This is a genomic window from Yoonia sp. D2-7 (assembly GCF_055809435.1).
Genome location: NZ_JBVVTX010000003.1, coordinates 39579 through 62535, shown reverse-complemented (window position 1 = coordinate 62535; position 22957 = coordinate 39579). Strand labels below are relative to the sequence as shown.

The window sequence follows — 22957 nt, the reverse complement described above, 5'->3', positions numbered from 1 at the left end:
CGCAATGTTGACCAAGTTTCGGCCATATTTGACGCGATATTGTTTCCAAAGGGCGCACAACAAGATCAATCCGTGCCTTGGATCACGAGCAGCCACTATCAGGCAGACACACATCAGATTGGACCGGGTGCAGGCCCTTTCAATCAAGGAGACACGACAATGAAGGTCATTTCAGCGATCATCGCCGCAGCCCTGACCCTTTGGGCACAGACTGCCGTCGCACAAAACAACTACCAGATCCGCAATGGTGACATTCTGCGGGTGGAAGTGATCGAAGATCCGTCGTTGAACCGGTCTGTTCTTGTGTCCCCTGACGGGCGGATTTCGATGCCGCTGACCGGTGCGATCAAAGCATCCGGTAAATCCATTGAAGACATCCAGCGTGAACTGGCCTCTGGTCTTGCCGCAAGTTTCGCATCACGGCCAAATGTGTTTGTCGCTGTTGAACGTCTGGCTGAACGCCGCGCTGTCACACCACGCGCGCCTGAACCTGATCCCACCATCGAGATTTTCGTGATGGGCGAAGTCGGCAAACCCGGTAAAGTCACACTCGATCCAGGCGCGAACGTATTGCAAGCCTTTGCCGAAATGGGCGGCTTCACACGGTTTGCGGCATCATCCCGCGTGCAATTGCGCCGTCCTTCCGCGGACGGGGCCGAACAGCTGGTGACCCTCGATTACAAAGCAATCGAAGCAGGTCTCAGCAACGCAGGCATGACCGTGCTGGCCGAGGGTGACATTATTGTTGTCCCACAGCGACGCCTGTTCGAATAATCCCCCCGATATCCCCCCAACTGGTGTGCAGACCTTGTTTGCGCGCCCGTTTTTTGCTTTTATAGACCCTATAAAGTGCCTACCGCATCTGATTTGCCCCACCATATGAGGGCGGACAAGCGGATAACCGGGCCAAAGACAAAAGGGCCGGCGCATGAGCAAGCAATTTCCCAAACGGATCATCCGGAATGCGGCCCTATGCGGGGTCTTGGCATCCACTGTGGCCCTGCCCTTTACGGCGTTCGCCCAAAGTGACGAAGGCGGCTTTCTGATGACCCTGCGGTTGGCCGAACGGTTGATCAGCCGCGACAGCAGCGGGCCGGATACATCCACCAGCAACGGCGTGACCAATCAGGCGATCAGCGATGTATCCCTGCGCGTCAGTTCCGAAACCCGCACCGAGACACTGAACTTTGAATTGGGCGGCGGATACCGCTTTGTGGATGGGCCAAGCACCGATGGGATCAACGGTGAATTCACCGATCCAACCCTGCGGCTAAGCTATGCCCAAGACGCAGCCGCCAGCGCGATCAGCGTCAGCCTGTTTGCCAGCCGGACTGATCTGGATAACACCAGCATCTTGAATCTCGCCCAGACTGCGGATGGCACGTTAGACCCTGATTTTGCCGATTTGACCCAAGACGGGGGCAACCGGAACCGGCTGCGGTTTGACGGGACGTTGTCGTTGCGTGACGACGCGCCCTTCGGACTGACCTTTGGCCTACAAGTCGATGACATCAGCTACGACAATCTGGCTGATACAAGCACACTGACCGATTACACCTATGGCCGGATCAGCGCGAAAGCCCGCTTTGATATCACCGAAGTCATGCAGGCCAATGCGGGCGTGCATTTCTCGCAAACCGCTGGTGCAGACACCTATGACCGTTACGGGATCGACGCAGGGCTGATCCTGACCCAACCCAATGGGCAGATCACCGTGGATGCCGCCGCCACCGACGGAGACGACGGATCGCAGTTGCATCTGTCTGCAGCGCGCAGCTTCACACTGGAAGACACCACCGCTCGCTTTGGTCTGGGGCTAAGCCGCGCCAGCACCGATGATGTGTTTGTGACCGGAACCGCCAGCTTCAAACATACCTTTGCAGATGACAGCCCATGGGGCAACTTCACCGCCAGCGCTGACCGGACCCTGACCCGCGAAGGCCGCGATGACGAAGACCTTGTGACGTCTCTATCTGTGGCCACCAACTATGCACTGACGCCAGTGGCAAACCTACGGCTATCCGCAGGATTTGCACGGTCAGAAGATGTGGCCACCGGTGACATGGTGGATCTGTCACAGGCGAACCTGTCAATGACCTACGCGCTGACCCCCGATTGGACCGCCTCTGCGGGGATCGGGATGCAATCGCGCGATCCAAGTGACGAGACCGCGACAGAATCCACAAGTCTATCGCTTGGCCTCGCGCGCACCTTCGATCTGCGCCGCTAATTCCCTTTGAAAGACACTGAAAATGCAACGCCCCGACGCCAATGATCCGACCTCAATCCGTTACAAAATGCGACGCGCGCGCTTTGTTTGGGTCGAAAAACTGCTCGACCAGATTTTGGCGGCGAAAGATCATGCGACGATCCTCGATATCGGGGGACGTCGCGATTATTGGAAGCTGCTTGATCCCAAATACCACGATCGGATTACCATCACGATCCTGAACACCGAAGAAGACGTGGGTAAAGAAAGCGTCGAAGATATCGGCATCAAAATAGAGACTGTTGTTGGGGATGGGACCCATATGCCGGAATACGGCGACGGGTCTTTTGACATGACGCATTCCAATTCGGTGATCGAACACGTGGGTCTGTATCGGGATATGGCGGGCCTTGCGGCTGAGACCATGCGAGTGGGGCGCGCCTACTACCTGCAAACGCCCAACTTCTGGTTTCCGCTAGAACCGCACTACGGCGTGCCCTTCGTGCACTGGCTGCCCGAACCCACGCGGCTGTGGTGTCATTCGACATTCAACGTAGGCTTTGCGCGCAAATGCAGCTTTGAAGACGCGCTGGTGCGGATCGACCACACGCGGATCGTATCACGACGCCTCTTGCGGCACCTGATGCCCGACGGCGTGCACGAGAGCGAAAAGTTCTTCGGCCTCAACAAATCCCTGATCGTGTACCGTAACTTCGGTTGATTGGGGGCCAGCCCCCGCCCTGCGGGCTCCCCCGGGATATAGAAAAACCCAAAGAAGCGAGGATCAGTCCCCGTGTTTCTTTGGGTCTTTCCAAATCCCCGCCGGAGGCTCCCGCAGTCTCATAACAAAACTACCGTTTCACGCGGCCACGCAGCCAGCCCAAGAACGCCTTGTCGGGGTTTGTCAATTTCTGACGCCCTGCGGTGACCCAGAACGCCCGCCATTCCGCTTCCAACGCGTAGACGTCAAAACCGGGCGCCATGGTGCGGGCTTGGTCCATCGTGTCTGTGCTGAAGGCAGGCAAGCCGGGCACGTCCTCGACCAGACGTTTGCGCGAGAACCGGATCACATCGCCGTCGTCTTCCACCAATGTGTAATCGGGCAGATTGTCGGCAGCGATCATTTTGCGCACCGCGGCACGGAACACACGGACCGGCGCGTCTGATCCGGCCTTTTCGTGCAACGTCGCCACCGTCACCCGCCATTCACGTTGGTTGCCGCAATGTTTGCGCGCGATTTCATAGACGCGGCGTTCCAGCGGTTTGCGCAGGGAAAAGTAATCACGCGACAGGGTGAGGACCGATTTCGCCGTGACCGCGCGGAACAGCCATTCCGACAGCGTGACCGTCACCGACACCATGCGCCCGCCACGGGTCTTGCGCACGATTTCCCATGCCTCAATCAGACCAAAGCCGGATGTGGTTTCTTCATCGCCTGTCACGATGTTGGTGGTGATGCGTGTGCCTGCCAGCCGCTCAAACGCTTCGCGCAGGCGGGTGTAGCTGTCACCGCCGGTATCACGCCGCACGGCCACCAGCAGGTCATGGGCCGTCAGCGTCAGTTTACGTGAAATAGTCCGGCCCGCATTCACCGCCGCCATCAGCTGGCTGATGCAATAGATCAGGATGTCTTTGTCGTGGATTGTCGCACGGCCGCGCACCGAAGGGGTCACTGTCACTTCAACATCGCCGCGCACATAAGACCGGATGGTCCTGTCGGGCCGTGTGGAAAGCGAGAACATCGGATGTTCCATTGACCCCAAGTCCGCCTTTGGACTGGCATCGAATAAGTCACATACGAAGAAGTCCCGCATTCCCGATTGGGGAATTGCTGTCATCTTACCTGCCTTTGCCTCGGGCCTCCCACGATCATTAACCGTCATGGAATCGCCCAACCCTCTATTCGGGGTTTCAGTGACACCCTAAAGTTATCCACAGGCATCTGTCGAGTCCTGCCAGCGCGATCCAATGGGGTTTCAGAGTCGCAGGCTCGTCGGATCAGAGTCGCCTTATCGGGGTTTCAGAGTCGCATTGTCGTTTCAGAGTCGCCCCATGCCCTTTTTTTTGTGGCTTCTGAGGAAAAGCCGGCATCCCATAACGTAATACTAACAGATTCTAACTTTCCTTTTATTTGTTTTCACACCACTCTACGCACAGCTGTCCCCCTGATATCCGTTGTTTTGCTGAGAAAAGTGAGGGGGTGTGCAACCTTTTCTTCCATGTGCTGTGTTTTGTGGTATCTATGCAAAAACAACGCACATAGCAGGCGATCATGAGCAGCACAGACATCCCACCCTATTTCAGCATCAACCCTGATGAGGCGCTCAAAGCCCTTGATGCGCCCACGTCCACTGACGGGTTTTCCGCCATTGCTCGCGCCTGTGAAGCCGGACGTGATGATCTGGCAAGCCGTGGATTGAATGCAGACGGTCAGCGCAAATTGCGCAAGTTTTCCACATGGGAAATCACCCGCTATCTGATCCCCGTCGCCACCGCTCATTTCCGTCGTGTGCTGAAACAGAACCCTGATCTGCCGCAAGGCGCGTCCGAGACAACAGGTGGGGCTAAGTGGTTTACCCTTGATGAGGTCCTCAAACTCCGCGCGCATTTCGGATCTACCGGATCAAAGGCAAAAGAATACCAACCTTACCGTCCTGAAGGTCTGCCCGCGAAGATCGTCGCAGTCGCGAACTTTAAAGGCGGGGTTGGCAAGACCAGTACTGCCGCCCATCTGGCCATGTCCGCCGCTTTGGATGGCTACAAGGTGCTGGTGATTGATCTGGATTCACAGGCCTCGATGACCTCCGTTTTTGGCGGCAAGGTTGAAGATGAATGGAAAACCGTCTTTCCGCTGCTCGCCCGCCATTACGCCACCCATCTGCGCGAGGACAATCAGCGCCGGATGGACCGCGGTGAAAATCCGATCCCGCTGGACGACACCCTGACGGAAGCTTTGGATGTGAAGGCGCAAAGCCTGATCCAAGACACCCATTGGCCCAACATTGATCTGATTGGTGCCCAGCTGAACCTCTATTGGGCTGAATTCCAGGTGCCGGTCTGGCGGATGCAGGGCCGTGGCTGGAAACTGTGGGATGCGCTGACGGATGTTTTGGATGATGACGGTGTGTTGGATGAATACGATATCATCTTCGTCGATACCCCCCCTGCCCTTGGCTATCTGACCATTAACGGGTTGGCCGCCGCTGACATCCTGCTGGTCCCTGTGGGCGCGTCGTTCTTGGAATTCGACAGTACCGGTCGGTTCTTTGACATGCTGCACACGACCTTCAGTTCGATTGAAGAGGGCGAAAACCTCGCCGCACGTGCCTTAGGGCGTCCTGAGATGGCGTTCCAGTGGGATGCGGTCCGTGCGGTCGTCACGCGCTATGATGGCTCTCAGCAGGCTGAATTGGCAGCTTTGATGCAGGCCTACCTTGGCACCACCCTGTCGCCGCACCGTCAGGACTTTACCGCACTCATCGGACAGGCCGGTGAACAGGTGCAGGGCATCTACGAGGCTGATTACCGTGATTTCAACCGCGAGACCTATGCGCGGGGTCGCGAGACCTTTGATAACACCTATGCGGCCTTCAAGACGTTGCTTCTTGGGACGTGGAGACGTGACGAATTGGCGGCGAAAGCCGAGATGAAAAAGTGAACATAATACGTTTCGTGTGCGAAACATCTGGCGTGCGGTGGGTTTCCCATTCGGTCACGCATCTGGGTCAAAAGACCCATGAACAAGGAGACGACCCATGGCCAAACGCAAACGCCTGACCCCCGCTGTCATCACAGACACGCCTGCGCTGGAAACGAAGGCAATGCCGCGCTACCCGCTAGGTGTGGCCCCCAAAACCCGCGCGCCGATTGCGGATGTGGCGCAGGATGCGTCGGCGTCAGCAGCCCTGACCGAGATTGCCCAGACCCTAACCGATGCGCGCGCTGAAGGGCGGTTGATCCAGAAGGTCGCGTTAGACCGGATCAGCGACGATTATCTGGTGCGTGACCGGATCGCTGTCGATGACGCCGAAATGGCCACGCTGGTGGACAGTCTACGGGAACGCGGCCAGCAGACCGCGATCGAGGTCACAGCGCTGGACGACGGACGCTACGGTCTGATCTCTGGCTGGCGACGGCTGCAGGCATTGCGCCAATTAGAGGCCGCTGATGTGCTGGCGATCATCCGGACCCCTGCCGATAGCGCGGATGCCTATCTGGCGATGGTCGAAGAAAACGAAATCCGTGTCGGCCTGTCCTACTATGAACGCGCCCGCATCGTGGCGCGTGCGGTGGATCAAGGGATCTACCGGACCGACCGTGTGGGGCTTGTGACGCTGTTCCATGCTGCATCGCGCCCCAAGCGGTCCAAGATCGGGTCTTTCATCACCATCGTACGGGCTTTGGATGATCACCTGCGGTTCCCCACGGCGCTGACCGAACGGGTGGGGCTGTCGCTGGCGCAGGCGCTTGATGCGGATGCGGGTAAGGCGGATCAGATCATCACGGCCCTGCGTGCACATGCGCCGGAAACGGCCGAAGCGGAAACCGCGATCCTGATGGATGCGCTTGCTGACAAATCCGCGCCTGCCGCCCCTAAGCAACCCGCGCAAAGCATGGCAGAGCCGCCCCGCGATCTGGGACAGGGCTTGCGATACAAAAGGACGGCAAAAGGAGACATTGTTCTCAGTGGCGCCCAATTAGATGACGCTGATTTTAGGCAAAAGCTACAGGCGTTTTTAACCAAGAATGCGACCTGACCCCCTTATTTTTATAAGGGTCTGCAAGGTTAGGTGAACATAATATGTTTCGCGTGCGAAACAATCTGTTTCAGACAAAGGCTAAATTGCCCAAGTTCTGACACACCTGAACCTAAGCAGTGTCAGGTTTTACGCGATGTTAGAGGCTTCACATTAGACCGCTCGGGGGGGCGGACTAGATGGAAGGAAGCCAATGACTGTTTCTGCTGCTGAACAGTACTTACTTGAATTGATCAACCGGGCACGGCTTGATCCACAAGCCGAAGCGGCCCGCTTTGGTTTATCGTTAAACGCAGGTCTTTCTGCCGGGACCATTTCGGGCACACCACGTCAGGTGCTTGCGTTCAATACAGACCTTGAACAATCGGCGCTGGATCATTCGGCGTGGATGCTGGACGAAGACACGTTTTCACATACGGGTGTCAACGGGTCGGACCCAGGGGACAGGATTGTCGACGCGGGATATACGCTGACCGGATCATGGACATGGCGGGAAAACCTTGCATGGACCGGATCAACGAGTGCTGTGAACCTCGAACAAGCGATCGAAGATCACCACGAAGGCCTGTACCGCAGTGCAGGGCACCGCGAGAACACATTTGCCTCTGATATCCGCGAAATCGGGATTGCGCAGGTTGCGGGCGATTTCACGCAGTCTGGGACCACCTATAACGCATCGATGCTGACGTTGAATTTCGCAAGTACCGGATCGGATTACTTCATCACGGGGGTGGCTTACACCGATAGCGATGGGGATGATTTCTACGGTGTCGGCGAAGGCGAGGCCGGACTGACGATCACCGCAGATGGCACTGCCACTACAACGGCTGCCGCCGGCGGCTACGGTCTGGCGGTTGGCGCAGATGCTGCGGTTGCCGTCACAGTCAGCCTTGGGGCCGCAACGCTTGCGACCCTTGCGATTGATATGACCAACGGAAACGCCAAGCTGGACGTCGTGACGGCCAATGATGGCAGCCAGATACTGGCCCTATCCGCAGATGCGACCCTGTATACGGGTATTGCGGACGCGGTTCTGCTCGGGGCCGGTGATCTTAGCCTGACAGGCAGCGATGCGGATAACGTCCTGACGGGCAACAGCGGTGAAAACACGCTGGATGGCGGCGACGGTGACGATAAGCTTTTGGGCGGCGAAGGGGCCGACCGGCTCTATGGCGGTGATGGTTCTGACGTGCTGAAAGGCGGCGAAGGCCGTGATGTCAGTTGGGATAGTCTGGATCACGACGGTGCGGATGCCGCTGCCAATGCTGATATGCTCAGTGGTGGGGCAGGCGACGACCGCTTACATGGCCAATCCGGTGCGGATGTGCTGAACGGTGGCGCGGGCGATGACCGGATGACCGGTGGCGGCGGGCGTGACACGTTCGTTTTTGCCGACGGCGATGATGTGATCCTCGATTTCACCGATAACGTGGACAGCATTCAGTTGGATGGTGATGCCTTGGGTGTGACCACGGTTGATGAAGCACTGGCGCTTGGCCAGATCGTCAACGGCAATGCGGTCTTTGACTTTGGCAGTGACAGCTTGCGGATCAATGACGTGGATAATCTGGACCTGCTGATGAACGACCTGCTGGTTTACTAGAGACTGACCAACAGCTTTACAAAAGGCCCTGATCCAGTGTGATTGGGGCCTTTTTGCATGAAACAGAGCCTGTTTCGCGGCGAACAGTGACACCGCTTTGCAGGTCAGCCCAGGCGCGGTACAAGACGGTATGCATCCATCCGCCGCCAATATCATCTCGCTTTACCGCCGTCATGCGCAGGCATGGCATAAACGGCGACAGGGCATCCCGGGCGAAGCGATCTGGATGGACCGGTTCACCGCCCTTTTGCCAGCGCAGGCACATGTGTTGGATGTGGGATGCGGCACGGGTGTGCCGAATGCGCGTCATATCATCGGGCAAGGTCATGCCGTGACGGGCGTTGATACCTCACCAGAGCTGCTGGCAATCGCCACAAAGGGCCTGCCAGAGGCCACTTGGATCCCAGCCGACATGCGTAGCCTCGCGTTAGACACACAATTTGCGGGCATTTTGGCGTGGCACAGTTTCTTTCACCTGTCCCAAGACGACCAACGCGCCATGTTTGCTGTGTTCCAACGTCATGCGGCACCGGGCGCGGCTTTGATGTTCACCAGTGGTCCATCTGACGGCGAAGCAATCGGGACGTTCGAAGGCGAACCACTGTATCACGCCAGCCTTGATCCGGATGAATACCGCAGCTTGCTGGCACACCATGGATTTGCGGTCATCAAACATATTTCAGAAGATCCGGACTGTGGGGGCGCAACGGTTTGGTTGACGCAGTCGCAGGCGTCATGATCCTAAAAGATATCGATCCGATCGGCGAGCACGCCAAGATCGTCAAAATCATCAAGGTGCAGGCTATTTCCGCCCTCAAACGCCAGAATAGTGTCTGATCCGGTGTCTGTCGCATAACGATCCACGACCTGTGTGGCGGTTAATGTGCCAGCCCATAACGCATCATCCAACGCAATCCGATCCGTCACAGGATTGAAATCCACAGCCCTGTCTTGTCCGCTGCGAAACACAAAGGTGTCGCGCCCGCCACCACCTGACAGCAGATCATTCCCCTGCCCGCCATCAAGACGGTCAGCCCCGGCTTGCCCGTACAGTTCATCATTGCCTGTTCCGCCTTCTAACCTGTCTGCGTTTGTGGATGCGGTAGGGCGCAACGGGTTTTGCCAGCCGCCATCGCGCCCGTCACCGCCAAACAGATAATCATGGCCCGCATCCCCGCGCAGCAGGTCGCTGCCCTGCCCCCCAAATAAAAGATCGGCCCCTGCCCCACCTGAAAGCCGGTCATCTGCGCCCATACCGTAGATCAGGTCATTATCGTCCGTGCCCGTGATCGTGTCCGCATTGCGGGTGCCATACAACGCGATGGTCTGCGGCAGGTCCACCAGATCAGGCACAGGATCGCCCAGTTCGGGACGCTGGGGAAGATCAGGCACCTCGGTGATGGGACCAGGATGGCCGGGTGTGATCACCTGCGGAATGCGGGCGGGCGCAATCAGGTCGGTTTGCGTGAAGCTGGAGGCTGCAATATCGGACCCGTCCGCACTGATCAGGATCAGAACCTCGTCCCCGTAAGTGATCTGGATTCCCCCTGATATAGGGTCGAAAAATAGCTGGTTGATACCGCGCAGCCCATTCCAATCGGTCAGATCAAGCGTGTCTTCGCCCAATGTGAAATCACTGACCGTATCCACCTGCCCGTCTGCGGTCATGACAAACACATCGGCACCTGCCCCCCCGGTCAACGTATCGCTTTGCGCGGTGTCTATAATGACGTCCTCATCAGGGTCTATGTCGAGGCTTAGGCGGGTCAAACCGACCTCTGTCGCAGAGGCCGCAAAGATATCGATTGTCGCCCCGTTGGACCGTGCAGCCAGTGCACTGACATTGGCCAGCGTCATCGTCGTTGTGTCTGCGATATGGGCACGCGCCAGCAATCTGCCGCCATCCAGAACCTGAAACGCGGTGATCCCGTCGTCCGCACCCCCAGCAAATACCCATGTTTGACCCTGATGTGTGGTCGTGGTGATCGCCGTGACCCCGTCAAAGCGGGTGGTGCGGTCATCGATCACATGATCCACCACAACCAATTCGCCCACAGGCCCCGTTGATATCACGCTCAACGAACTGGACCCTGCGGCGGCCATCACCACATAGTCTTGACCATTCACAGTGATCGCTTCTATCGCGGTCGGGGCAGAGGCCCATAATCCCGTTTCCGGTCGCAATGTTTCGCGTGCGGTCATGTTGCCTGCGTCGCGGACCTGCCATGCGCTGATCCCCAGATCAGAGGCGCTCGCGGTGAAGACAAAGCTGACCCCGTCGATCACGCTTGTGGTCATCGCGGTGGTCTCGTCTGCAGCGGTGCGGCCTTTGTCGTCAATCTCGGCGGTGCTGATCACATTACCTGCGCTGTCCAACACGATCTGGACTATGCCGGAGCCGTTCGAAAGACCGGCATAGACACTGGTATTCCCATTCGCGAGCGTCGTGACAATCGGATCAATCAACGATCCGTCAAAACCTGTGGTGCCAGCCAAATCAACCGCCGCCCCAAGGCTGCCGTCTGTGCCAAGGCTGCGCAACGTCAACGCACCGCCAGCCCCGCCGCCCGTCAACAATTGTCCATCCACAAAGGTCAGTCGTGGGTTATTCCCGGCAATCGGCCCAATCGCAAAGCTGTCACTGTCCAGCGCGACTATTCCGTTGCCTGCAATATCCCAACTGTCGATCTGCCCGTCATAGCGCGTCGTGCTATACAGCACATCCGACAACGCACCTGTCCCGAGCGCAAGATCAGTGATCCGCGACGTGCCTGCGTCTGTTGGACGCTGGATCATCTGGGCAAGTGTGAACGCGGGCATCTGTGTTGGCCAACTGCGCCCGGTCACCCCGGGCTGGTATCTAAGATGTCGGTGATTGCTGTGCTGGCGGGGCGGCACAAATGTGGCCGTGATGCGGACCTTGCCCACGTTTTTACGAAAGCCGGATATGTTAAACGCCTACGCGTATTTACCTCAATTTGGTGTTTTCCATTTGGGAACCCATTTGGGATACAGCACAGGCACCCGTATTTTGCGAAAGTTGATCTGATGCCCCCTAAGTTTGGAACCAGCGGCCTGCGTGGCCTTGTTGTGGAACTCACCCCGGCTTTGGTGGCCGATCACGTGCAGGCGTTTATTGCGGCCTGCCCTGTGGGGACGGGCATCTGGGTGGGGCGTGATCTGCGGCCATCGTCGCCCAAGATCGCGGGCATGGTGATGCAGGCGGCGACATCTGCGGGTGTCCCTGTGGTGGATTGCGGTGATGTGCCGACGCCCGCGCTTGCGCTTGCTGCGATGAACGCAGGGGCCGCGGCTGTGATGATCACAGGCAGCCATATTCCGGCGGACCGCAACGGGTTGAAGTTCTATACGCCTGAAGGCGAAATCACCAAAGACCACGAGACAGCCATTTTGTCCGCGTTAGGGTCGAAAATAGACGTCAAACCCGCCCCGCGTGGCCACGATATCGCGGTGCCTATCGCCTATGCTGCGCGTTATGTGGATGCCTTTGGCGGGGATGCGCTATCGGGCATGACAATCGGCGTTTACACCCATTCAACGGTGGGCCGCGATCTGTTGATGCATATCCTTGAACGGCTCGGCGCACAGGTGATTGAACTGGGCCGATCCGACAAATTCATCCCCGTCGATACGGAAGCGGTTGATCCCAAAACCCGCGCGCAGCTGATCGCTTGGGCCGCATCTCATCCGGTCGACGCGATTGTGTCGCTCGACGGGGACGGGGACCGTCCGTTGTTGACGGATGCGACGGGGCAGGTTGTGCCGGGCGATGTGCTGGGACAGATCACGGGTGATTTCCTTGGGGCGGAGATTGCGGTCACGCCTGTGTCCTCAAACACTGGTGCAGAGACTATTTTTGATCGCGTGCTGCGCACAAAGATCGGATCGCCCCATGTGATCGCGAGAATGGACTGCGGTGGTAAGATCGTGGGGTACGAGGCGAATGGCGGCTTCCTGTTGGGGTTCGCTGCGAACGGGTTGGCGCCCCTGATGACGCGCGACGCTGTTCTACCGCTGATCGCGCCGCTGATGGTGGCCAAAGGGCAGGGGGTCGCGGCGATGGTCAAAGCGCAACCCGCGCGGTTCACCGCTACGGGACGTGTTGAAGGCGTGCCAACGGATGTATCGCTCGCCTTTGTGGCCGTGTTAGATACTGATTTTGACGCGCGGGCCGCATTTCTTGCAAGCATCGACGGCACTGAGGTGACGGTTGATCGCACAGATGGTCTACGCATGACCCTGACCGACGGGCGCATTGTGCATCTGCGCCCTTCCGGCAATGCCCCCGAATGCCGGTTTTATGCAGAGGCCGACAGCCCCGACGCGGCGCAAGCGGCGCTGACACAAGGTCTTGCTGCACTGGAATCCGAATTGCGCGCTTAGCTTTCGCTTCTTTGGGTCTTTCTAAATCCCGGGGGGCCCGCAGGGCGGGGGCTGGCCCCCTTAACCCCGTTTGATCCGACGCAAACCGTCACGGGCTTTTCGCCGTATCTGTTCCAGCCGCGGATGCAGTGCGCTGCCCAAAGATAGATCGCCGCGAAACGCCTGCGGGCTGCTGTTGCCCTTGGCCAAGTCGGTCACCAATTGTGGCTCTAACGCAGCGCTTTCATCCACATCAAAGCGTTGCGTCAACGGATAGATCTGCCGCAGTCGATGAAAATCATGCCCCACCGTTGCAGGCAGGCCGGTCCGCGCAATCAGATCTTGGGCCCGTGTACCCCATGTGATCCCATCGGATTTGCGGTTCCACAACTCGATCCCCGCCAGATATGGCACCCAAGCCGGATCAAATACCTGCCATGCGTCTTGCCGGACCGGATGCGCAAAGATCGCGACGCCACCAGCGGTCTGCACATCACGAAGGGTCTCTAACACAGGGCGATGTTCCCCTAGGAAACGATCCAGCCCCCATGTCAGAATATGCACGCGGTTATCAGGGCTGGAATATTCGATACCCGGGATCAGGGTGCAGCGCTTGGTGGACGCATCCGCACAGGCCTGTCGGTATGCGTCGAACTGATCAGGCGCAAAACCCGTGTCATGTTCCGTCATCATCACCGCCCGCACCCCAAGCGCGCCGTAAAGCCGCGCGATCTGGCGTAGGCGGTGTCGCCCGTCATAGGACCATGTGGAATGGGCATGCAGAACAACGCGGATCTGGGTCATCGCAGCACCTTCTTCAGCGTCGCAAGTGTGTCGCGGATCAGGTACCCGCGATGCTTTGGATCGTAATTGTAGAAACTGGACAGCGGGGCAGGGGTGAAGACACCCCGTAGGCTCGCCCAGAACGACGGCCAGCTTGCTTTGTGAAAGTCGCTTTTGGGTCCGCGTAAGACGAAAAGCAGATGCAGCAGCTCACGCCCCAGATGGCGTTGGATGCGCGGGGCCTGTTTGATCGCAGGCGGTGTGAAATCAGCGTCGGTCTTCTGTGCAATCGCCCACGTCGGATAAGCAAACCCCTGACGCCGCGCGAGCGCGAGTGATCCCCATTGCCGCCCGTTCAACTCCATAAACCAGCGCGTGCCCTCCGCATCGCACAGCAGTTCAATCATAAACGGACCGCGCCAGCCGATATCATGCAAAAACGTCTCTATCTTGGCGCAAAGTGCCGGATCAGGCGTGATCGATTGGCAGGCAGAGGCCCCCGATCCATGTGGGTTCATCATGCGCAAACGACGATGCCCTGACCAGGCCATCACACCTTGATCGGTCATGACGCCAAACATCCCTTCACCCGTGCCAGTGATGAGCGGCTGGATCAGGTAAGGGCCGTTCGATGGATCAAGTTGACCAGCGTCAGTGTCTGAAACAAGGTAAACGGGCTCGTCCTTACCCAGCTGATTGTTCGTCACACGCACCGCAAGGGCAGGGCGGGCAATGGCGGGATAGGGAACCTGCGTATCATCAGGTTCACCCGTGATCTGTGTGGGTGGAACATCCAGACCAGCAGCCTGTGCCGCGCGTGTCTGTTGGGCCTTATCCAAGGCGACGGTGGCCTGCGCCCCGCTTGCACCGGCATTACGCGGGTCATCCCCGATGGCGCGATCGACCAACCAAAGCCCGGTATCATCAAGCGGCAAAATATAATCAGGCGCATCATGTCCCTGCATCAGGGTCTGAATGGCGGCGGTTGCAGCCTGCACATCCTGTTCTGGGGCGGGGATTTGGGTAATGTTCACCCCAAGATGGATCAACGTCGGGCGCGCAGTGCGTGCAAAGGCAGAGACACGGTAACCTGCGTTGCGTAGATCAAAGACAACTTCGGGGGCGGGCAGAGCTTCGGCAAAGCCGATACAGATGTGCAATTGACCCATGTTAGATCCGCTTTTTGATAAAATGGGCAAGGGCGCGACGGACACGGGCTTTGGCAGGTTCATGGCCTAAGATAATCGCCCTGATATCGTCCATCGTCATATCAGCACGGATCGACGTGCGCGGGATCGGGTATTGCGATTTGTCATACGCCCCACCGTCTGACGAATAGCACTGCGTGTACCCCGCATCGCGCAGGGCCCGCACCACACGCCCATTGTAAGCCCCGAACGGGATCGCGGCCCGTGTGATCGGCATCCCTGCAGCATCTGCGATCTTTTGGCGTGTATCAGAGCCTAATTCACGGGCCATATCAGCCGTTTTCCAATTCACATGGGCGGCACCATGTGACCCGATCTGATGGCCTTGGGCGACAAGTTCGCGTATCTGCGCGGTGCTCAGCGATCCGGGCTGATCAATACGGTCGGCGAGAACAAAGAACTGGGCGCTGATGTTTGCCGCGTTCAACAGTGGCGCACCAATGGTGAAATCGCTTAAGTTACCGTCATCAAAAGTAAATTTTAAATCCACCTTGTTGCGCAACTGCTGCGACAGATCAATTGTGTCGCGCAAAACCTGTGCTTCAACCCAATAGCGATCCTCGCCCGGCTCAAGCGGCCGCTGGTCCGGGGCGCCAAGCCCGTGGAAATTGAGGATCACGTGACGCATAGGCTGCCTTCTGGGTCCGGTTTGCAACATTCGCCCGCAGCCTAGTCTGTCCGCAGGGAAGATAGGAGTTTCGCCAGCGCCTTTGTTCTACAGATGTGTCAAAATCATCCCATTGGACCGTCTATGACCAGCCCCATCTTGTCGATTATCATCATCAGCTACAACACGCGGGACATGACGCTGGCCTGCCTCGCGTCGGTCTATGCGCAGACACAGTCTCCGTTTGAGGTGATCGTGGTGGATAACGCGTCGTCAGATGGATCGGCTGATGCGATTGCGGCGGCCTATCCGCAAGCGACCGTGCTGGCCGAGACCCACAACCATGGCTTTGCTGGGGCGCACCACATTGCGATGCCCCATGTGACGGCGCCTTGGGTTTTGTTGTTGAACCCCGACACGCTGGTGCTGGACGGGGCGCTGGACAAACTGCTGGCCTTTGCAAAAGAACGGCCTGCGGCGGGGATCTGGGGCGGACGGACGGTCTATGCGGATGGGACGTTGAACCCCTATTCATGCTGGGGGCGGATGACGCTGTGGTCATTGTTCTGCCGGACATCCGGGCTGACGGGCGTGTTTCCGAAATCGGCTGTGTTTAACCCCGAAGCCTTTGGGGATTGGCCCCGTGATACAGTACGCGAAGTCGATATCGTGGCGGGCTGTTTATTCTTGCTCACACGGCAAACATGGGATGATTTGGGTGGTTTAGACCCGATTTTTCATATGTACGGCGAAGAAGCCGACCTATGCCTGCGCGCGAAGGCGCAAGGCATGCAGCCCACGGTCACACCGACGGCGACGATTGTGCACTACGGGGCCGCATCAGAGACTGTGCAAGCGGATAAGGTCGTGCGTCTGCTTTCGGCAAAGGCGGAATTGATAGAACGGCATTTTTCGCCGACGACCCGTGGTTTGGGGCGACATCTGTTGCGGTTCTGGCCGTTGTCGCGCGCTTTGGCCTTGTCGGTGGTGCGCCGCGAAAAAGCAGGGGAATGGTATCAGGTCTGGGCACGACGAGCGGAGTGGCAAGACGGATTTGCGCCGGACATAAAGCCCGTCGCGACACTGGGGGGCCAGCCCCCCAGCCCCCCCGGGATATAGAGAACGTCAAAGAAGCTAGGCGTTTGCGTTTTATTTACCAAATCTGTGTTTGATTATCGTGCGGTCTAGGCAGGGATGCGGACGACCGTCGTCGAAGAAGCCGCCGTCTCGGGTGTTATGCACGACATGACGACGAGACGGCGCACTTTGTGTTTCTTTGACGCTTTTCAAATCCCGGGGGAGCCCGCAGGGCGGGGGCTGGCCCCCATCCGACATCTGTCTAAAGCTGGTCCGCTTGGATGAAACCCACACCGGCCGATACGGCTTGGCGTGATCTGATGATTTCACCACCTGCCAGCCAGTAGGTGTTTTTGAATTCTAGCGCGGGCCCTTTGCAGTCTTCTTCGAACTTCGTGGCCGTGCGCGCTCCGCCGATGATTTGCACGTCTTCGCGTCCTACACGCGTGATGTCGCAAGTCAGGTCGCGCGTGGCGATTTGATCTTCAGGGGTCAGAAAGCTTTGCCGCCGTTGGGCTGTGCCGCCGCCTGCGTTCAAGGCGGCCCGCACACCGATGGGGTCCACACCCATCAGATCGTCGTCGAGCCCGCGTGTCCCCACAAGAATGCCGTCTTCAAAGGCCATTGTGACCTGACCGGGGCTGATCCATGTGATGTTGCGTCCGTTCTGCGCCACTTTGGTCATGGGCGCCACTGCGTCGCGCGCGATGATCTTGACGAGCAGCACATCACCGGGCGCTGCATTGGCCACTGCGGGTGAAATTGCAGGGGTTGCGGGTGCATCATCTGCGCCGATACCTGTCAATGAGCGCCCGGCATTCAGAAATGTGGTTCCAAGCCCGTCTTGGTTCAAGGGGCCACAGGCCGACAGGCCTGCCAGAATAAGACCCGAACACAGGGTTTTCGTGAAATTATTCATCGCCAGAACCGCCCAAATGTATCGCCAAATCGTCCCGCAGTATGTCCGTCGCGCACGATGTCATACAATCTGCCATCGACGTTGATCCGCGCCCCGCCGTCCCGTTGCAGGGATTGTAGGTTGGTGCTGACTTTGTCCCGCGTGGCATTTCCCAAGAAGAAGTCGTTCGGCACGGTGATACGGATGCCTTTGTCGAATGACCCTTCGCCAAACTCTTCGAATGGCACATCGGTCAGCGTGAAATACGCGCCTACCCGCCAACCATTGTCAAATTCACGGTCCAGTCCAAAGGTCGCGCCCCAGTCCCCCGCCAGATACCGGCCCACGTCGACCTGCGCGTGGAACCCGTTGTCAAAGCTGTAGTAGCCCGACAGGTGGCCGGTCACGACGTCATAGTCTTGGAACCCGAACAACTGGTCGTAGTCGCGTTGTGCGGTGTAATTCAGTTCGGCCCCGACTGCGATGCGGCTATCAACCGGTTTCCATAGCAGTTCGGATGATATCCCACCGTGCTGATCTTCCAGATAACCGGCCGTCACGCGGCTATACAGGTCTGTGCTGGGACGCCCGTAATGCGCCAGCGTTAGTGTCTGTATAACAGGATTGCCGTCTTGCCCGTATAGCCGCCCATCGGTGCGCACGTTTTGCAGGTCGTCTTCGTTTTCAGTCTCGTCTGCTAAGGGCAGGTCCCGCAGACTTTGCCGGATCACACCTTTGGCGATGATGTTGGGGGCGAATGTGTACTTCGCTTTCAGCTCTATCCCGCCGTCGATCTGCACAGGCGCATCCCCGTTGAACACGATCAGCTTGGCATATGGCCCCAGCCCCCACGTGAACGCAGGCTCTGTATCAAGGGTGTAGGTCAGGCCGGTGCCCGGTTGGGCGTCGGTGGTCACGCTGTTTTGCGCGATCAGGGCCGCACCCTGCGCACGGTTTTCCAGCGTCTCGAGATCACGGCGCTGGATCGTTGTGGCTTGCAGGGGAATACCGCGCTGTTGTGGCTCTAACACAAAGGTCTCAACCGCTGCTGGCAGTTCAGCCGACAGGATACGCGCCACGCGCCCCATGGCCTGTGCTTCTGACCGGAAGGTGTCGTTGGTGTAGCGCACGCGGGCTACGGTGTCGGATGTCACGTCATAGCCGTTGAGGGTAATCCCTGCGTCTTTCAGTGTCTGTATCAGGGTTTGTTCATCTGTGCCCCAAGATGCAGCGGCCGACAGATCGTTGGGCCGTACCCGCACAGGTGTCGGCGCTGTTTCGCGCCCACCGGGGGCAAGGCGGGTCCGCGGGTTCAGTGTCAGCGTGGCGCCGGCGGCCAGTTCGGACCCGTAGAGATAGGCCAACTGCACATCCAGTCCGGGACGGTAGGTATAGTTCAGCCCGACGTTGATCGGGGAATTATAATCGAGTGACCCAACCCCGGTTTCACTCGTATATCCATCCGACGAATATTCGGCCTTGAAGGTCAGCCTGTCGGAATAGCGGTAGCTGACCCCGCCAAAGACAGCCGCATCCCCGCGAAAGAACTGCGCCGCATCAATTTGCCCACCTTCACCCTTTGCGGCGTTGCGCAACGCAGGGCGCGTCAAAAAGGTGTCACTCAGTATGCCAAGCGGGTTGTCAAAACCATTGCGACTGCCAAGTCTGCCCCAACCAAGACCGGCCGTGACATCAATCTGGGGTGTGACGGCTTTGGTGGCGACGATGTATTCGCTAGCCAGATATCCGGTCCCTAGAAAATCTTGCAAACCGACCGCAATCGCGGGACGCACATCGGTTTCTGACAAGATTTGATAACGCAGGTCGAAACTGCGATCAAAAGTCCCATCCGTGCCAGGACCATTTTGTTCATCAAGCCCCGAATAGCGAAACGTCCCTGACAGGTTGGGCAACAACTGGAACGTAAAGCTCCCGCGCTGTTGCAAGATAAACCCGCCAACAGTCGCTGCAATCTCGGCATCAGGGGCGGAGTGTGCGTTTGGCGTGTCGATCAAGCCCGGCACACCGTAAAGGTTATAGCTCCGGTCTTGGGCCACTGCGTGGGTTCCCGCCAAGAGCGCGATAATCGCGGTCCCACTGGCCATCATGTGCCTGATCTGCATGTGCTGCTCTTCCCCGTCTTTTGTCGCAGGCTAGCGTATATCCGGAACAGGGGAAACGGCATGCCGTCAAAATGTGGCAGAATCTGCCGAAAAGGATGTGTGATTTCCGGCCTGTGCAATCGCACAACAGGTGTGGTGTGCTTTGATCGGCCCAGTATCGGTGGCCGGTACTTTCTTTTAGTCTGACGCAAAAGATAAAAAGCAGTACCTAATATGACGACCGTCCCCGTATTTTCGACCCCGCGCCGCATTCTGATCGTCGTGGAAAACCTACCTGTGCCGTTGGACCGCCGCGTCTGGCTTGAGGCCACAACCTTGGTCAAGGCGGGTTATGCCGTCAGCGTGATCTGCCCGATGGGAAAGGGGTGGGATAAAACCTATGAAGAAATCGAAGGCGTGCACATCTATCGCCACACGGAACCACCAGAAGCTCACGCAGGGGCAGGGGCCTATATCAAGGAATACTGGCACGCGATGAAGGCGTGGTTTCGGTTGGCCCGTGTTGTCTGGGTTGAGCGCGGCTTTGATGTGATCCACGGGTGTAACCCGCCCGATCTGATTTTTGTGCTCGCGTGGTGGTATAGGCTTTGGGGGGTCACCTATCTGTTTGATCACCACGATGTCTGTCCCGAATTGTTCGAGGCCAAATTCGAAAAGAAAGGTCTCTTCTACAAGATCATGCTGGTGTGGGAACGGATCACCTTTGCGAGCGCTTCTGTGTCGATTGCGACGAACGAAAGCTTCAAGAAGATCGCGGTACGGCGCGGCAAAATGAACCCTGATGACGTGTTCGTGGTCCGCTCTGCGCCCAAGTTGGATAACTTTGTGCCGGGCCCCGGGGATCTGTCGTACCGTAAGGGGGCAGGCACCGTGATGGGCTATGTGGGTGTGATCGGCCAACAGGAAGGCATGGATCTGCTGGTGGAGGCCGCAGATCATCTGATCAATACGCTGGGCAAAACGGATGTGCATTTTGCGATCGTGGGCTTTGGGCCGCATCTGGAAATCGTGCAAGCCGACGTCAAAGACCACGGGTTAGAGCCTTATTTTACCTTCACGGGACCTTTGTATGGGGATGATATGCTCGCGGTGCTCAATTGCATCGACATCGGCGTGTCACCTGATCCCAAGAACGCAATGAACGACATTTCCACGATGAACAAAGTCATGGAATATATGACGCTGGAAAAACCAACGGTGCAGTTCGACCTGACCGAAGGACGCGTGTCGGCGCAAGGCGCATCGCTGTATGCGACGGCCAATGATCCGATTGATTTTGGCGATAAGATCGCCCAACTGATGGACGATCCAGACGCGCGCGCGCGGATGGGAAAAGAAGGCCGCGAACGGGTGCTTGGGGCGCTGTCATGGGCGCATTCGGTGCCGCATCTGTTGGCAGCCTACGATCGGGTGTTTGCAAAACGGGGATAGTGCGGGAGCGCGCCGCGCGGGGATTTAGAAAGACCCAAAGAAACCAGAGCGCGCCACCCAGTCATCATACGGTTGCATCACAACAGGGTGGCGGCTTCTTCGGGTACGGTCGTCCGCATCCCTGCCTAGACCGCTTTCGAACTAAATACCGGTTTGGTTAATATAAGATCAACGCTTTGCTTCTTTGGGTCTTTCTAAATCCCGGGGGGGGGCCGCAGGGCGGGGGCTGGCCCCCAATCGACGTCTATTCAGGAATAAACGCGGGCAGTTTTTGCAACACGTCTGCCATGAACCCTTGCAGACGGGCGTCGGCGTGTGCTGTCGTCTCATGCTCTGCGATTGGGGTCACGAACCGCACCATCGCCCCGTCGGTCCGCCCGCGTGTGAAGCTGTCGTAGACCACGGTGGCTTTGGCCGCGTAGTCGCTTGTCATGCGCCGACCCCGTTGGTCGAACCAGTAATAGACCAGCTGTTTGGACAGGCCTTTCTGGATCACGGCCCGATTGACTGCGAAATCACCGTAGATCGTGGTGGGCAAAGATATGGCGTGGGGGTCAAGCGAAAAAACTTCCCACCCACCCACGGGCAGACAGACCTCTGGCGAATGGATACCTGCCCCGTCGGTTTGTGTCGCATACCATGCTGCAAAGACGTTGACTGTCGCGGCACTGTCTGGTGCGCGGTAGGTCGCGTTGATGTAGTCGGTCGCACCCAAAGTCGTTTCAATATCGGGATCCAACGGGATCACCTGCCCTTGCCAGCCTGCGATGGTGCGCGGGAACAGCGCAAAGACGTCGCGGTCAGGCATGACCCGTGGTGGTGCGGGGGTAAAGACGAAGGCTGCGGTGATGAGTGTCGACAGCACCAGCCCCATGACCATGCCGCGTGTGGGGGCAACCGTCAGCACCTGTGCCGCTTCCCCGCCCAACCCGTCTGTGTCCAGATCAACCACGTCCCGCAGCGGTTTGGGATCGCGTGTGAGCCGTTGCAGCGTCAGCGCCATCGCAAACAGGATCGCGATACAGGCCCCGAAGATCACCCAGCCTTCAAAGAAGTGCAGAAACCCTTCGGCCTGCCCAATCCCGTAGGCGTTGACCAGCATGCCGATAATCCCGATCCGCACGGAATTCATCATGACCGTCAGGGGCAAAGCCAGCGCAAACAGCACCGCTTTATGCCAGAACGGCCCGCGGTAAAGGATCGCCATCAGGTAGGAGAACGACAGGATCGGGAACAGGTAGCGCAGGCCAGAACAAGCGTCGGCCACTTGCAGTTTGTAGACCCCAAGGTCGATGATATTGCCTTCAAGGAACACGGGAATGTCGGCAAGCCGGATTAACCAGACCCCCAGTTCTGATGAAATCAACTGCAGCGCAATCGTCAGTTCCCAGTACAGGATCTGCGGCAGCGGCAGCATGAAGATCAGGTGTAGCACAGGCGCCCAATGGTGCCGCCCTTGGTCCCAGCCCATGCAAGTCAGCATCACGCCGCCAACCCATAGGATCAGCGCATAAGCCACGATATCGGGGATCGCCACGAGGTTGCCAAATACCCCCAAAGCCAGTGCAAACAGGGTCAGGATGATGCCGGGCACGGCTCGTTTTGGTCTATGGGGGGCGGTGATCAACCGCCGTTCGCGCAAAAACAGATAGAGCGAGATCACCGGGATCAGCGGCCCGTGGCTGTATTCAGGGGTGATCCACGCCGATCCGAGCAGTACAAAGCCGGACCAAAAGACAGGCAATGCGATGGCGATCAGGCCAATCAGCAGACCCAGACCAAGCCAGTTGATCTGCGGTAGGCGCGCTTGCGCGGGGATATGGTGGATCTCGGTCATGACTGTTCCCAGTTAGGCAACAATCAGGGCAAAATGGTGGC

18 protein-coding genes are annotated in these 22957 nt (G+C 58.1%); 10 read left to right on the top strand and 8 right to left on the bottom strand.

All coding sequences use genetic code 11. The features are described from left to right. The first annotated feature begins 159 nt into the window (after positions 1-159). The 3 genes from AC0L7R_RS18310 (at position 160) to AC0L7R_RS18300 (ending at position 2930) form a co-directional block, all read left to right on the top strand. Complete coding sequence (locus AC0L7R_RS18310) at positions 160-774, top strand: polysaccharide biosynthesis/export family protein (protein ID WP_247129509.1); 615 nt, start codon at positions 160-162, stop codon at positions 772-774. 154 nt (positions 775-928) lie between these two features. Continuing rightward, on the top strand, positions 929-2230 hold the full coding sequence (locus tag AC0L7R_RS18305) for a TonB-dependent receptor (protein WP_473660667.1): 1302 nt from the start codon (positions 929-931) through the stop codon (positions 2228-2230). A gap of 22 nt (positions 2231-2252) precedes the next feature. Then, the gene (locus tag AC0L7R_RS18300; RefSeq protein WP_473660665.1) at positions 2253-2930 is read left to right on the top strand and encodes a methyltransferase domain-containing protein; all 678 of its coding nucleotides are present in this window, start codon (positions 2253-2255) and stop codon (positions 2928-2930) included. Positions 2931-3060: 130 nt separating this feature from the next. On the opposite strand, the gene AC0L7R_RS18295 is transcribed toward AC0L7R_RS18300, so the two are convergent. Further along, positions 3061-4047 (bottom strand): replication initiator protein A, encoded by a 987-nt coding sequence (locus tag AC0L7R_RS18295; RefSeq protein ID WP_196616674.1) that lies wholly within the window; start codon positions 4045-4047, stop codon positions 3061-3063. A gap of 434 nt (positions 4048-4481) precedes the next feature. Between AC0L7R_RS18295 and AC0L7R_RS18290 the strand changes: the two genes are divergently transcribed. The 4 genes from AC0L7R_RS18290 (at position 4482) to AC0L7R_RS18275 (ending at position 9308) form a co-directional block, all read left to right on the top strand. Further along, positions 4482-5867 carry an AAA family ATPase gene (locus AC0L7R_RS18290; protein WP_473660663.1) on the top strand — a complete coding sequence of 462 codons (1386 nt, stop codon included), beginning with the start codon at positions 4482-4484 and terminating at the stop codon, positions 5865-5867. Positions 5868-5964: 97 nt separating this feature from the next. Further along, entirely contained in the window at positions 5965-6966 is a 1002-nt protein-coding gene (locus tag AC0L7R_RS18285; protein ID WP_473660661.1) for a ParB N-terminal domain-containing protein, read from the top strand. A gap of 193 nt (positions 6967-7159) precedes the next feature. Beyond that, positions 7160-8569 (top strand): CAP domain-containing protein, encoded by a 1410-nt coding sequence (locus tag AC0L7R_RS18280; RefSeq protein WP_473660659.1) that lies wholly within the window; start codon positions 7160-7162, stop codon positions 8567-8569. 130 nt (positions 8570-8699) lie between these two features. Then, a complete protein-coding gene (locus AC0L7R_RS18275; protein WP_473660657.1) occupies positions 8700-9308 on the top strand; it encodes a methyltransferase domain-containing protein in 609 nt (202 codons plus the stop codon). A gap of 2 nt (positions 9309-9310) precedes the next feature. Here AC0L7R_RS18275 and AC0L7R_RS18270 read toward each other — a convergent pair whose 3' ends face one another. After that, complete coding sequence (locus AC0L7R_RS18270; protein WP_473660655.1) at positions 9311-11389, bottom strand: calcium-binding protein; 2079 nt, start codon at positions 11387-11389, stop codon at positions 9311-9313. A 228-nt stretch (positions 11390-11617) separates the two neighbouring features. Between AC0L7R_RS18270 and AC0L7R_RS18265 the strand changes: the two genes are divergently transcribed. Further along, positions 11618-12973, top strand: a complete 1356-nt coding sequence (locus AC0L7R_RS18265; RefSeq protein WP_473660653.1) for a phosphomannomutase — start codon at positions 11618-11620, stop codon at positions 12971-12973. 60 nt (positions 12974-13033) lie between these two features. Here AC0L7R_RS18265 and AC0L7R_RS18260 read toward each other — a convergent pair whose 3' ends face one another. The 3 genes from AC0L7R_RS18260 to AC0L7R_RS18250 are packed head-to-tail and all read right to left on the bottom strand — an operon-like array spanning position 13034 to position 15571. Beyond that, on the bottom strand, positions 13034-13756 hold the full coding sequence (locus tag AC0L7R_RS18260; RefSeq protein WP_473660651.1) for a PHP domain-containing protein: 723 nt from the start codon (positions 13754-13756) through the stop codon (positions 13034-13036). Beyond that, a complete protein-coding gene (locus AC0L7R_RS18255) occupies positions 13753-14904 on the bottom strand; it encodes a hypothetical protein (protein ID WP_473660649.1) in 1152 nt (383 codons plus the stop codon). Before AC0L7R_RS18255 ends, AC0L7R_RS18260 begins: the two co-directional genes overlap by 4 nt. A gap of 1 nt (position 14905) precedes the next feature. Next, positions 14906-15571 carry a polysaccharide deacetylase family protein gene (locus tag AC0L7R_RS18250; RefSeq protein ID WP_473660647.1) on the bottom strand — a complete coding sequence of 222 codons (666 nt, stop codon included), beginning with the start codon at positions 15569-15571 and terminating at the stop codon, positions 14906-14908. Positions 15572-15694: 123 nt separating this feature from the next. On the opposite strand from AC0L7R_RS18250, the gene AC0L7R_RS18245 reads away from it, so the two are divergent. After that, positions 15695-16669: a glycosyltransferase gene (locus tag AC0L7R_RS18245; RefSeq protein WP_473660645.1), complete on the top strand. Its 975-nt coding sequence runs from the start codon at positions 15695-15697 to the stop codon at positions 16667-16669. 220 nt (positions 16670-16889) lie between these two features. Here the strand turns inward: AC0L7R_RS18245 and AC0L7R_RS18240 are convergent, their stop codons facing one another. Next, the gene (locus tag AC0L7R_RS18240; RefSeq protein WP_473660643.1) at positions 16890-17546 is read right to left on the bottom strand and encodes a YjbF family lipoprotein; all 657 of its coding nucleotides are present in this window, start codon (positions 17544-17546) and stop codon (positions 16890-16892) included. After that, positions 17543-19648 carry a YjbH domain-containing protein gene (locus AC0L7R_RS18235; RefSeq protein WP_473660641.1) on the bottom strand — a complete coding sequence of 702 codons (2106 nt, stop codon included), beginning with the start codon at positions 19646-19648 and terminating at the stop codon, positions 17543-17545. The genes AC0L7R_RS18240 and AC0L7R_RS18235 overlap by 4 nt, the downstream gene beginning before the upstream one ends. A gap of 213 nt (positions 19649-19861) precedes the next feature. On the opposite strand from AC0L7R_RS18235, the gene AC0L7R_RS18230 reads away from it, so the two are divergent. Next, entirely contained in the window at positions 19862-21079 is a 1218-nt protein-coding gene (locus tag AC0L7R_RS18230; RefSeq protein WP_473660639.1) for a glycosyltransferase, read from the top strand. A gap of 244 nt (positions 21080-21323) precedes the next feature. Here AC0L7R_RS18230 and xrtD read toward each other — a convergent pair whose 3' ends face one another. Then, positions 21324-22916, bottom strand: a complete 1593-nt coding sequence (gene xrtD, locus AC0L7R_RS18225; RefSeq protein ID WP_473660637.1) for a VPLPA-CTERM-specific exosortase XrtD — start codon at positions 22914-22916, stop codon at positions 21324-21326. Positions 22917-22957 lie beyond the last annotated feature (41 nt).

Bases quoted from the DNA above. Each gene is read 5' to 3' on its own strand.
- AC0L7R_RS18310 (WP_247129509.1), top strand. From the start codon at position 160: ATGAAGGTCATTTCAGCGATCATCGCCGCAGCCCTGACCCTTTGGGCA.
- AC0L7R_RS18305 (WP_473660667.1), top strand. From the start codon at position 929: ATGAGCAAGCAATTTCCCAAACGGATCATCCGGAATGCGGCCCTATGC.
- AC0L7R_RS18300 (WP_473660665.1), top strand. From the start codon at position 2,253: ATGCAACGCCCCGACGCCAATGATCCGACCTCAATCCGTTACAAAATG.
- AC0L7R_RS18295 (WP_196616674.1), bottom strand. From the start codon at position 4,047: ATGACAGCAATTCCCCAATCGGGAATGCGGGACTTCTTCGTATGTGAC.
- AC0L7R_RS18290 (WP_473660663.1), top strand. From the start codon at position 4,482: ATGAGCAGCACAGACATCCCACCCTATTTCAGCATCAACCCTGATGAG.
- AC0L7R_RS18285 (WP_473660661.1), top strand. From the start codon at position 5,965: ATGGCCAAACGCAAACGCCTGACCCCCGCTGTCATCACAGACACGCCT.
- AC0L7R_RS18280 (WP_473660659.1), top strand. From the start codon at position 7,160: ATGACTGTTTCTGCTGCTGAACAGTACTTACTTGAATTGATCAACCGG.
- AC0L7R_RS18275 (WP_473660657.1), top strand. From the start codon at position 8,700: ATGCATCCATCCGCCGCCAATATCATCTCGCTTTACCGCCGTCATGCG.
- AC0L7R_RS18270 (WP_473660655.1), bottom strand. From the start codon at position 11,389: ATGCCCGCGTTCACACTTGCCCAGATGATCCAGCGTCCAACAGACGCA.
- AC0L7R_RS18265 (WP_473660653.1), top strand. From the start codon at position 11,618: ATGCCCCCTAAGTTTGGAACCAGCGGCCTGCGTGGCCTTGTTGTGGAA.
- AC0L7R_RS18260 (WP_473660651.1), bottom strand. From the start codon at position 13,756: ATGACCCAGATCCGCGTTGTTCTGCATGCCCATTCCACATGGTCCTAT.
- AC0L7R_RS18255 (WP_473660649.1), bottom strand. From the start codon at position 14,904: ATGGGTCAATTGCACATCTGTATCGGCTTTGCCGAAGCTCTGCCCGCC.
- AC0L7R_RS18250 (WP_473660647.1), bottom strand. From the start codon at position 15,571: ATGCGTCACGTGATCCTCAATTTCCACGGGCTTGGCGCCCCGGACCAG.
- AC0L7R_RS18245 (WP_473660645.1), top strand. From the start codon at position 15,695: ATGACCAGCCCCATCTTGTCGATTATCATCATCAGCTACAACACGCGG.
- AC0L7R_RS18240 (WP_473660643.1), bottom strand. From the start codon at position 17,546: ATGAATAATTTCACGAAAACCCTGTGTTCGGGTCTTATTCTGGCAGGC.
- AC0L7R_RS18235 (WP_473660641.1), bottom strand. From the start codon at position 19,648: ATGCAGATCAGGCACATGATGGCCAGTGGGACCGCGATTATCGCGCTC.
- AC0L7R_RS18230 (WP_473660639.1), top strand. From the start codon at position 19,862: ATGACGACCGTCCCCGTATTTTCGACCCCGCGCCGCATTCTGATCGTC.
- xrtD (WP_473660637.1), bottom strand. From the start codon at position 22,916: ATGACCGAGATCCACCATATCCCCGCGCAAGCGCGCCTACCGCAGATC.